Raw genomic sequence first — 12,005 nt, 5'->3', positions numbered from 1 at the left:
AGCGGCTCCTAAGGCATCAGACCTTTAACGTCAATCGGTTTGGCTTCGTTTTCGGCTTCGCCTTTCTGCTTGCCGTCTACTGCCATACCGGACATCCGGTAGAAGTTATATTCAGGATATTTACCCGGGCCGGAGATCAACAAGTCTTCTTTCTCATACACCAGATCCTGACGCTTAAATTCACCCATTTCGAAATCCGGCGTTAGCTGGATAGCAGTTGTTGGGCAAGCCTCTTCACACAAACCACAGAAAATGCAGCGGGAGAAGTTGATACGGAAGAACTCAGGATACCAGCGGCCATCTTTGTGCTCAGCTTTCTGTAATGAGATACAGCCAACCGGACAAGCAACAGCACACAGATTACAAGCAACGCAGCGCTCTTCACCGTCAGGGTCACGCGTTAACACGATACGACCACGGTAGCGCGGCGGCAGGTAAACCGGCTCTTCAGGATACATTTGGGTTTCACGCTTGTGGAAGGCATGAAGGCCAATCATCCACAGGCTGCGCACTTGGGTGCCGAAACCAACCACTAACTCTTTCAACGTCATGGTTCATTCACCCCTTATTGAGCGTTGTACAAAATGACCGCGGCAGTCGCCAGCAGATTCAGCAGGGTCAACGGCAGGCAAACTTTCCAGCCGAATGACATCACTTGGTCATAACGTGGGCGCGGCAAGGATGCACGGATCAGAATGAACATCACCATGAAGAAAGCCGTTTTCAGCGCAAACCAGATAAATGGCGGCAGGAACGGACCTTGCCAACCACCGAAGAACAGAGTGACTATCAGAGCAGAGACGGTCACGATACCGATATATTCACCGACGAAGAACAGACCGAATTTCATACCGGAATATTCAATGTGGTAACCATCGGCCAGCTCTTGTTCAGCTTCTGGCTGGTCAAAGGGATGACGGTGACATACTGCAACACCCGCAATGGCAAAGGTCAGAAAACCAAAGAATTGCGGAATCACATTCCAGACGTGTTCCTGAGAGTTAACAATATCCTGCATATTGAACGAACCCGCCTGTGCGACTACGCCCATCAATGATAAGCCGAGGAACACTTCGTAGCTCAGGGTTTGCGCAGATGCACGCATCGCCCCTAACAGAGAATATTTGTTATTACTGGACCAACCGGCAAACAGCACGGCATATACCGTCAGCCCGGCCATCATCAGAAAGAACAGAATACCGATATTAAGATCCGCAACCGCCCAGGTCGGGCTGACCGGGACGATGGCGAAAGAGAGCAGTAGTGAGGTAAAGGCAATCACCGGGGCCAATGTAAAGATAGCCTTGTCGGAGAAGTGCGGAACCCAGTCCTCTTTGAAGAACATTTTGATCATGTCAGCAACCAACTGCAATGACCCGCCCCAACCGACACGGTTTGGCCCGTAACGGTTCTGGAACAAGCCCAGCAGGCGGCGCTCGCCGAAGCTCATAAATGCGCCGCAGGTCACCACCACCAACAGAATCACTACCGCTTTCAGGACAGAGATTAAAATCTCAATCAATTCAGGGGTAAACCAGCTCATAATACTGCCTCCCGCAGATTCTCAACACGCGCACCCACCATAATCGGCGGAATGCCCGGTAAGCCAAGCGGCAAGCCGACCTGACCCCGAGCCAAGGTTTCACTCAGGCGCACTGGCAGACGCAATGTCTGACCGGCACAGTTGAATTCCACCAGCGTACCGAGGTTAACCCCGAGCGTTGCAGCATCGGCTGGATTGACCATCACATAAGGTGCTGGCATGCGCTGCTGGATAACATCTGAGCGCTGCGACATCTCTTCACTACCAAACAAATGGTAGTAAGGGGCAATCTGCCAGCCATCAGTCTGAGCGGTAAAGGCTGTCGGTACTGAATCAAAGTAACCGAGCGTCCCCTCACCTGCTTCAATCAGGCGCACACCCGGATCACCAAAGCGCAAGCTCCCCCCCACTTCAGCCTGGAATTTGTTCCATGCCTGCGGTGAGTTCCAGCCCGGTGCCCAAGCAAATGGGATCTGCTGACGATCGGCCAATGGGCTGTTGTTCCCTTCCATTGAGAAAGCGAACGGCGTGTCGATATCCTGTGGCTGACGCGGTTCATGCACACTGATATCCGCGCGCATAGCCGTGCGGCCACTGTAACGGATAGGTGAACGCGCCAGTTTCTGACCACGAATACGGAAGGTCGCATCCGGTGCCGCTTCAACAATACCTTCCAACTGTGGTAATGCGCGAACACAAGCCGCAATCACGTGATCCAGTTGCGTCCAGTCTACATGGCGACTGGTATAAGTTGAATGCAAGGAGTGCAACCAGCGCCAGCTTTCCAGCATGATGCTGTTGTTTTCCGGTTTTTTCGGGTCGTCGTAATAGGTTGGATCGTAAACCTGGAAGAAACGCTGAGCGCGGCCTTCCTGATTGACCAGCGTACCGTCGCTTTCAGCAAAGCTGGCGGCAGACAGAATCAGGTCTGCTTTTGCCATGATCGCGGTGCGTTGATGATCAACCACGATCACGTTGGCTGCTTGCTCCAGCGCGGCGTCAACTTTGTCTTGCGCCGCATGGCGATAGAGGTCGTTCTCCATCACGATAACGCTGTCAGCATCACCACAGGTCAGCAATTCCAGCGCGCTATCCAGTGAGCCGCCGCCAATCATGGTCAAGCCGATGCTGTTCGCTGCACTGGCAACAAAGGTGATACCCACATCAGAGCCACGGCTTTTCAGCGCGGTTGCCACGTTAGCTGCCGCAGCAATGATGGCTTCGCTGCCTGCATTGCTGCCGGTCACGATCAGTGGTTTCTTCGCGCCCGCCAGAGCCTGCACGATGATATCCACTTTGCCTTTCAGCGCAGGGTCCAGATCCGTGACCGCCGGTGACGACGCATCCAGCGCGTTAGCGATAGCAAAGCCTAAACGTGCCTGATCATCCACCGGTGCGCGGTAGTTCCACGCCGCGATATCATCCATACGGGTGTTATCAACGTTAGTGATAAACAGCGGATGTTTAGCGTGCTGACCGATATTCATAATCGCCGCGATTTGCCAGTCAGCCACTTTCTGTGCGGCGGCCATTTCACGGGCTTTACCTTTCACCGCCTGACGGACAGACAGTGCGATACGTGCGCCAGTCTGGGTCAAATCTTCACCCAGAATCAGCACCGCATCATAGCTTTCAATCTCGCGCAGCGATGGTGTGTAAACCCCACCTTCTTGCAGCACTTTCAGCATCAATTGCAGGCGTTGTTGTTCACTCGCGGCAATGCCGGTATAGAAGTTTTCCGCACCGACCAGCTCGCGTAACGCAAAGTTACTTTCCAGGCTGGCACGCGGTGAACCGATACCGATGGTTTTCTTCGCCTGACGTAGAATATCCGCCGCCCCCTGCATTGCCTGTTCGGCATTCAGGTGGATCCAGTCATTACCACGCAATTGTTGTGGCTGACGTGGGCGGTCTTTCAGGTTGACATAGCCATAGCCAAAGCGGCCACGGTCACACAAAAAGTAGTGGTTGACGCTGCCGTTGTAGCGGTTCTCGATGCGGCGCAATTCACCATAGCGTTCGCCAGGGCTGGTGTTACACCCCACACTGCACTGCTGGCAGATACTTGGCGCAAACTGCATATCCCATTTACGGTTATAACGTTCGGAATGGGTTTTATCGGTGAATACCCCGGTCGGGCACACTTCTACCAGGTTGCCAGAGAACTCGCTTTCCAGCGTGCCACTCTCAGTACGACCAAAGTAGACGTTGTCGTGCGCGCCATAAACACCCAGATCGGTGCCATCAGCGTAATCTTTGTAGTAACGCACACAACGATAACAGGCGATACAGCGGTTCATTTCATGTGAGATGAACGGACCGAGATCCTGATTCTGATGAGTACGTTTACTGAAGCGATAGCGGCGGAAACTGTGTCCGGTCATCACTGTCATATCTTGCAGATGACAGTTACCCCCTTCTTCACAGACCGGGCAATCGTGTGGGTGGTTAGTCATCAACCATTCAACCACACTCTCACGGAACGCTTTGGCTTCGCCGTCATCAATGGAAATAAAGGTTCCATCGGTGGCCGGGGTCATACAGGACATGACCAAACGCCCACGGGTATCATCGGCGTTTTGGTATTGCTTTACCGCACATTGGCGGCAAGCACCGACGCTTCCCAGCGCCGGATGCCAGCAAAAGTAAGGAATATCGAGTCCCAGGGAGAGACAAGCTTGTAACAGGTTGTCGGCCCCGTTTACGTCGTATTCTTTGCCGTCTACATGTATCGTAGCCATATGCATGCTTCCAAGTGGCCTGAAATAACCGTCATTCTTTACGCTGCTGCTGTGTTGGCTGCCGTCGTTCACACCGGTCATTTAGTTCACTAAACTCCCGGCGTTTCTCTTCGTTGCCGCCTTGCCGCCACGCAAATTATTTGGTTATTTTCAAGCGTTAATTATAAAAACTTTCTTATTGGGTACACTGAGAGCCTACATTCAACGTATCTCATATATTACCCAAAGTATCACCAGCGCGCTTTTAATAGGTTCGGTTGAATACCGGCTATGGCTCGGGTATTGCCATAGTCTTTACTTGCGATCCCGGCTTCGAATTCTTCGCGGAAATATTTGATAGCACTTTGTAGTGGTTCAACCGCGCCCGGCGCGTGAGCACAGAAGGTTTTACCCGGCCCCAAGAAGCGGCAAAGTTGTTCCAGCGTCTCAATGTCGCCCGGCTGACCTTCGCCGCGCTCCAATGCACGCAAGATCTTCACGCTCCACGGCAACCCATCGCGGCAAGGGGTACACCAGCCGCAGGATTCACGGGAAAAGAACTCTTCCAGATTGCGCACCAGCGGCACCATACCGATTTCATGGTCTACCGCCATCGCCAGTGCAGTGCCTAACCGGCTACCTGCTTTGGCAATATTCTCGAAGTCCATCGGTAAATCCAGATGATCAGCGGTCAGGAAGTCGGTCCCTGCCCCACCCGGCTGCCAGGCTTTGAACTTCAAGCCATCGCGCATACCACCCGCGTAATCTTCCAGAATTTCACGCGCCGAAATACCAAATGGCAGTTCCCACAGACCTGGGTTTTTCACCCGGCCAGAGAAGCCCATCAGTTTGGTACCGGCATCGTTACTCTTACCCGCCGTGATCCCCTGATACCAGTCAACGCCGTGCTCAAGAATGGCCGGAACGTTACACAGGGTTTCAACGTTATTGACGCAAGTCGGTTTGCCCCATACCCCGGACGATGCGGGGAAAGGCGGCTTGGAACGTGGATTGGCGCGGCGGCCTTCCAGCGAGTTAATCAGGGCGGTTTCTTCACCACAGATATAACGGCCAGCACCGGTATGAACAATCAGTTCAAAATCAAAACCGCTGCCCATGATGTTTTTGCCCAGCAAGCCGGCTTCGGTTGCTTCGCTAATCGCACGGCGCAAATGCACGGCAGCTTCGATATATTCGCCACGCAGGAAGATGTAGCCGCGGTAAGCTTTCAGCGCAAATGCACTGATCAACATCCCTTCCACCAGCAGATGAGGCAATTGCTCCATTAGCAGACGGTCTTTATAGGTACCCGGCTCCATTTCATCGGCGTTACACAGCAGATAGCGGATGTTCATGCTTTCGTCTTTTGGCATCAGGCTCCACTTTAAACCGGTGGAAAAGCCTGCGCCGCCGCGCCCTTTCAGGCCAGCGTCTTTTACCAAATTGACAACATCAGGGGCTGCCATGCCTTTTAACGCTTTTTCAGCACCCAAGTAGCCGTTTTTGCTGCGATATTCATCCAGCCATACCGGCTGTTTGTCATCGCGCAAACGCCAGGTCAGCGGATGCATTTCTGGCGTGCGAATAACCTCTTTGGTAAAACCCGAATTAGTTGTCATGGATATTGCTCCAGTAACTTCTCAATATCTTCAGGTTTCAGATAGCTGTGGGTATCGTCGTCGATCATCATGGTCGGACCGCGATCACAGTTGCCCAAGCAGCAGGTTGGCAGCAGCGTAAAGCGGCCATCAAACGTGGTCTGGCCCGGCTCAATACTGAGTTTCTTCGAAATCGCGGCCTGAATCCCTTGATAACCGGTGATGTGGCACACCACGCTGTCACAATAACGGATCACATGGCGCCCAACCGGCTGACGGAAGATCTGACTGTAGAATGTGGCCACACCTTCGACATCGCTGGCCGGGATACCCAGCACTTCAGCAATGGCGTGAATCGCCCCATCCGGCACCCAACCACGTTGTTTCTGCACAATTTTCAGTGCTTCGATCGACGCGGCGCGGGCATCTTCGTAATGGTGTTTTTCATGCTCGATAGCATCACGTTCTTCAGCACTCAACTCAAAAACTTCAGTTGTGGTCGCCGGTTCAGCCGCATTGACTGCCAGATCCACCACATTTTGGCTTTCGTTATGATTCTGAGTCTCTTTTTGGTAGCTCATAATTAGCGGTCCACATCAGACATTACAAAATCGATACTGCCCAGATAGACGATCAGGTCAGATACCAGGCTGCCACGGATAACCGAGGGGATCTGCTGCAAATGGGCATAGCTTGGCGTACGTATCCGGGTGCGATAGCTCATAGTGCTGCCGTCACTGGTCAGATAGTAGCTGTTGATCCCTTTGGTCGCTTCAACCATTTGGAATGATTCGTTAGCTGGCATTACCGGACCCCATGAAACTTGCAGGAAGTGGGTAATCAGCGTTTCGATATGTTGCAGCGTACGTTCTTTCGGCGGCGGCGTCGTCAGTGGATGGTCAGCCTTAAATGGCCCTTCTGGCATGTTTTTATAACATTGCTCCAGAATGCGCAGGCTTTGACGTAACTCTTCCACTTTCAGCATCACGCGGTCATAACAGTCGCCGTTATTCCCGACCGGAACTTCAAAATCAAAGTTTTCATAGCCGGAATACGGACGCCATTTACGCACGTCAAACTCAACCCCGGTGGCACGCAGGCCAGCCCCGGTCACACCCCATTCCAGTGCTTCTTTGGAATTGTAAGCAGCAACACCGATAGAACGCCCTTTCAGGATACTGTTCTGCAACGCCGCTTTGACGTAGGAATCGAGCCGTTTTGGCATCCAGTCAAGGAAGTCACGCAGCAAACGTTCCCAGCCGCGAGGTAAATCATGCGCCACACCACCAATACGGAACCAGGCCGGATGCATACGGAAACCGGTAATCGCTTCAACCAAGTCATACACTTTCTGACGATCGGTAAAGGCGAAGAACACTGGCGTCATTGCGCCTACGTCCTGAATAAAGGTACTGATATACAGTAAGTGACTGTTGATACGGAATAATTCAGACAACATTACCCGGATGGTTTTAACGCGATCAGGAACCTCAATACCCGCCAGCTTTTCAACTGCCAGCACATAAGGCATTTCGTTAACACAACCACCCAGATATTCGATACGGTCGGTATAGGGGATGTAGCTGTGCCAGGACTGGCGCTCGCCCATCTTCTCCGCACCACGGTGGTGGTAACCCACATCCGGTACGCAGTCGACAATCTCTTCACCATCAAGCTGCAACACGATACGGAACGCACCATGTGAAGAAGGATGGTTCGGACCGAGGTTAAGGAACATAAAGTCCTCGTTTTCGGTGCCGCGCTTCATCCCCCAATCTTCGGGTTTGAAGGTCAGAGATTCCATCTCCAGATCCTCTTTCTGCTTGGTCAGCACAAAGGGATCGAATTCGGTAGCACGCGCCGGGTAATCTTTACGCAGCGGGTGCCCTTCCCAAGTCTGTGGCATCATGATGCGCGTCAGATGTGGGTGACCATCGAAGGTAATACCGAACATTTCCCAAGTTTCCCGCTCATACCAGTTAGCATTGGGGAAAATCTTAGTCGCTGTGGACACGTGCAAGTCTTTTTCAGACAGTGCCACTTTCAGCATAATGTCGCGGTTACGCTCGATGGAAAGCAGATGATAGAAAACAGAAAAATCCGCTTCAGGGAGGCCCTGGCGGTGAGTGCGAAGACGCTCATCGACACCATGCAAGTCGAACAGCATGACATACGGCTTCGGTTGTTTTCTCAGGAACGTCATTACTTCCAGCAATTGCTCACGCTTTACCCATACCACGGGCATACCGGTACGGGTCGCTTGAACAACAAAGGCCTCAGGCCCAAAACGGTTCGACAGCTCGCTAATCACCGGATCATCGAGATGGTCACGGGTCTGCCATGCAGGCTGAGTGCTATCGGACGTCGTTAAATCGGTCATTATTTATTCACCACACTGTTTTTTCACCACACTGAATGTGTCATTTTGTGGTCATTTGCCGCACACATGTTCTGGAAGAAAATCATTCATTCCCAAAACAAATCACTTACGCACCGCGATCCTGAGCCGTTATTTTTGCCAAAATAACAAGCTTAGATCTCGTCAGGTGTACGCAGGTTAGTTACTGCAATTCGTTCAGCATGCTTACGTTCTCTTTCTGGTTGCATATTGGCGCGGTAAACGCCTTGGTCACCTACAACCCAAGAGAGAGGACGGCGCTCTTTACCGATAGATTCCTGTAGCAGTAATAGTGCTTGCATATAAGCTTCAGGGCGCGGTGGGCAGCCAGGAATATACACATCGACCGGTAGGAATTTATCCACGCCTTGTACTACGGAATAGATATCGTACATGCCGCCGGAGTTAGCACAGGCACCCATGGAGATAACCCACTTGGGTTCCAGCATTTGTTCATACAAGCGCTGAATAACCGGGGCCATTTTGGTAAAACAAGTGCCCGCCACGACCATGAAGTCAGCCTGACGCGGAGAAGCACGCAGCACTTCCGCACCGAAACGTGCCACATCATGTACGGCAGTGAACGAGGTCACCATCTCCACATAACAGCAGGAAAGACCGAAGTTATACGGCCAAAGAGAGTTCTTACGCCCCCAGTTCACCATGTCGTGCATGGCGTTCTCAAGTTTACCCATGTAAACACTACGGTGGACATGTTGCTCGAGAGGATCGCCGCTGACGGTTTCCTGAGTTTGCAGGGGGTAACGGTCATTCTCACCGTTAGGGTCTATGCGGGTGAGCGTATAGTCCATGTTAATGCCTCGCTGTATTTATTGACCACTATACCCTTTGTACTTAGAGCTGCAGGGTTGTTAGCTACTTTCACTCACCCGAATCACTGACTTGAGTCAGCTCATCGGGATTAATGAGCCTCATGGTTGAGACTCACCCTACGGGCTAGCATACATGCGGTTCAAATCGTGACCGATTTATCGCCCGCTTGCTGCCGACCTGCAACACCAAGACTGTTAGGTATATCTTGTGGAGGACTGCTGGCGTATTTGACTATGCTCGGTTTGCTCACTCGGCGATTAGAACGCGTAGGAGTCCAATCCAGCGCGCCGATACGCACCAGATAAACCAAACCAGCCAAGAGCACCAAAATGAAAATGGTTGCTTCGATAAAGCCTACCCAGCCACTCTCACGAATAGAGATTGACCACGCATACAAGTACAGGGCTTCAACATCGAAAATAACGAAGAACATGGCGACCAGATAAAACTTGGCGGACAAACGCATACGCGCCGAGCCGACCGAGTCAATACCGGACTCATAGGGGACATTTTTGGCGCGGGCCCGAGCTCTCCCACCCAGAAAGAACGCACCCAATAGCATCAAGCCGCATAACCCGATAGCGCCGATCAGAAATACAGCGAACGCCCAATGATGAGCGATAACTTCAGTGGTTGTTGACATACTCATTGCTTACTCATCAAAAGTGGCGTCGGACATCCTGCTCTTATGTTGGCAGTTAGTGCACCACATCGATTCAAAGGGAAGGATAAAAACCACACGAAACACACTGTCTTTACAACTGTTTAGCCAGTGTTTTACTGTGGGCTTTTTACTCCTTTCAGTAACCTTTTGTCAACTTTGACAAAAGTAACTACAGATTAATTTACAAACGCACGATCTTACTTAACATTTGGTGCGAAGTATAAAGCTAAATCGAGTCAGTAATTTGTTAAGTCAGAACATACACCTATAACCCAACGTGGAAACTTCGCTTTAACTATACCATTGTCTCAGGAATAACCGATTCTTCCACTCACTAGCTAGGGGTATTTTTTTGATCCAGAACACGTTTTGAGTGTTATTTCATAAATATTCGGCATGAAAAGTTGTTTTTTAAAAAAAATAAATAATGGAACGCTGTTTTAATAAAAAACAAATAGCAGAAAATGAGAAGAAATATTAACCACTATTTTTATCTGGTTTATTCCCCCTGATCCAGTACGCAGATATACCGCTAAATGAAATAAAACGACGTTTTAAGCATGAAATTAAACTGGAGCAGTAGAAAACTGTTTTTTTTAAAAGTTATAAATAAAAAAAAGCCCCTAAAATAAGGGGCTTACGATTTTTTAGTCACGTTAGACGATCAACTGTTCTCGTCTATTAAATAATCAGAATCCAGCACTAAATCCGATCCAGACTGCAAGCCATGTTGGTGGCCCGTCTGCATGGCATCGAAAATGGCTAAAGCCAATTCGTTGCCACACTGATTGTCTTTACATAATGCATAATGTGTTTCAGGCAACCGAGGTAGCCCTTCTGTTTCACCCAGTACGCGTAAATCAGGACTCATCATCTCTATTGGCCTGGCGGTCACACCCAGCCCTGCCCTGACTGCCGCACGAATGGCAGAAAGTGAAGAGGCTACATAGGCGATTCGCCATGCAATACCGGCTCTGGTCAGGTTTTCTATTGCCATATCGCGGAATGGGCTTGGCTCATCCATCACCACTAACGGTACCGATTCACCGGACTGGAACTGATAGTCGGCGGAACAGTACCAAAGCGTAGGTGATGTCCTTAAGATCACATGAGGATGAGTGTCGACCTTGGCTGTAGTAATAGCCAGGTCCACTTCGCCATTACTCAGCATATCAGCGATAAATGGACTGCGTTTTACCCGCACATCTATCGCTAGCCGAGGATATAGCGTCGCCACTCGGTTCAGCAAGAAAGGCAACAACGTATCGGCAGTATCATCAGATGCGCCGATAATGAGTGACCCTTCTATATTGCTGTACATAAGTGACGTACAAGCTTCATCGTTGAAACGCAAAATTTTTCTGGCATAGCCAAGTAACTGGAGACCATGTTCAGTCAATAATTTGTTACGCCCATGGCGGGCAAATAACTCCTTACCGACTAACTGTTCTAACCGTTGCATTTGTTGGCTAACTGCTGACTGAGTGCGACAAACCGCTGCGGCAGCAGAGGCAAAAGTATTCAAGTCAGCAACAGCTACAAAGGTTCTAAGCAGATCGAGGTCGAGATTAATTATCGGACGATTTGCATTTGTCATAGTGTATTCTTCACTTTTTTGAATTCTAATTACAAACTACCCTGGTGTATAAGTATCGCGCCATCAATAAGGGACAACGCTAAGTATGACAGTACCCCACTCACTAGAGTAGGGCAAAAAATTTACTTATATTTCGTTACCGTTATCTCTTTTTATAAAAATCTATTGAGTAAGTTATGTATTTATTTGTGAATACGGTCATAAAAAGCCACTAAATCTTCGATTAATGAAGATTTTTTCCCTTTAGGATCTTGCTTTTCCTCAGGCATTTTTAAGTGCTGCAATGCTATTTTAATTAAACAAATCTGCACTAACCCTTTTCGAAATATCAAAAAATATCAATATATCTCTATGTGTGTTTTTTATCTAATTGAGTAAATTCAACTATTAACATAGATATTCTCTAAGATTCAGCCTATTTAACATTAATTATTCTTAATAGTTTTCCTATCTACAATTTTGTTTCTTTTCACATCTTAATAATATGTATGATGATATAAATTGTTGGATTGAGATCCCAGCTAATAGGATGCAGCATAATCGCGTCTCATTATCATCGGTATCAACCCGCGATTTTGGCACCGAAAGTGAACCTCATCTTATAGATATATTTTGTTGGTAACTGCTGTATGTCACGCAATCAGCCGAAAT

General features: G+C 49.7%; 9 protein-coding genes. All 9 read right to left on the bottom strand.

Annotation, left to right across the window (positions count from 1 at the left end; translation table 11 throughout):
- Nucleotides 1–8: 8 nt before the first annotated feature.
- The 9 genes from nuoI to rovM all read right to left on the bottom strand — a co-directional run bounded on the left by nuoI (nt 9) and on the right by rovM (nt 11,354).
- Nucleotides 9–551: an NADH-quinone oxidoreductase subunit NuoI gene (nuoI, locus tag V1955_RS06930; RefSeq protein ID WP_005191305.1), complete on the bottom strand. Its 543-nt coding sequence runs from the start codon at nt 549–551 to the stop codon at nt 9–11.
- 14 nt (nt 552–565) lie between these two features.
- Nucleotides 566–1,543, bottom strand: coding sequence for an NADH-quinone oxidoreductase subunit NuoH (nuoH, locus tag V1955_RS06925; protein WP_420073485.1), 978 nt, complete (start codon nt 1,541–1,543; stop codon nt 566–568).
- Nucleotides 1,540–4,284, bottom strand: coding sequence for an NADH-quinone oxidoreductase subunit NuoG (gene nuoG, locus V1955_RS06920; RefSeq protein ID WP_420073484.1), 2,745 nt, complete (start codon nt 4,282–4,284; stop codon nt 1,540–1,542). Before nuoG ends, nuoH begins: the two co-directional genes overlap by 4 nt.
- A gap of 230 nt (nt 4,285–4,514) precedes the next feature.
- Nucleotides 4,515–5,882 (bottom strand): NADH-quinone oxidoreductase subunit NuoF, encoded by a 1,368-nt coding sequence (nuoF, locus tag V1955_RS06915; protein ID WP_050132658.1) that lies wholly within the window; start codon nt 5,880–5,882, stop codon nt 4,515–4,517.
- A complete protein-coding gene (gene nuoE / locus V1955_RS06910; protein ID WP_227746524.1) occupies nt 5,879–6,442 on the bottom strand; it encodes an NADH-quinone oxidoreductase subunit NuoE in 564 nt (187 codons plus the stop codon). The genes nuoF and nuoE overlap by 4 nt, the downstream gene beginning before the upstream one ends.
- 2 nt (nt 6,443–6,444) lie before the next feature.
- On the bottom strand, nt 6,445–8,241 hold the full coding sequence (nuoC, locus tag V1955_RS06905) for an NADH-quinone oxidoreductase subunit C/D (protein WP_083158259.1): 1,797 nt from the start codon (nt 8,239–8,241) through the stop codon (nt 6,445–6,447).
- Between the two features lie 152 nt (nt 8,242–8,393).
- Nucleotides 8,394–9,071, bottom strand: coding sequence for a NuoB/complex I 20 kDa subunit family protein (locus V1955_RS06900; protein WP_002210278.1), 678 nt, complete (start codon nt 9,069–9,071; stop codon nt 8,394–8,396).
- 161 nt (nt 9,072–9,232) lie between these two features.
- Nucleotides 9,233–9,742 carry an NADH-quinone oxidoreductase subunit NuoA gene (gene nuoA / locus V1955_RS06895; protein ID WP_420073483.1) on the bottom strand — a complete coding sequence of 170 codons (510 nt, stop codon included), beginning with the start codon at nt 9,740–9,742 and terminating at the stop codon, nt 9,233–9,235.
- 679 nt (nt 9,743–10,421) lie between these two features.
- The gene (rovM, locus tag V1955_RS06890; RefSeq protein ID WP_083158258.1) at nt 10,422–11,354 is read right to left on the bottom strand and encodes a virulence transcriptional regulator RovM; all 933 of its coding nucleotides are present in this window, start codon (nt 11,352–11,354) and stop codon (nt 10,422–10,424) included.
- Between the last annotated feature and the right edge of the window lie 651 nt (nt 11,355–12,005).

Source organism: Yersinia sp. 2545 StPb PI, from assembly GCF_052217125.1.
Taxonomy (GTDB): Bacteria; Pseudomonadota; Gammaproteobacteria; order Enterobacterales; family Enterobacteriaceae; genus Yersinia; species Yersinia enterocolitica_E.
Note: the sequence above shows the minus strand (reverse complement) of the source record. Positions and strands in the feature narration are given on the sequence as shown.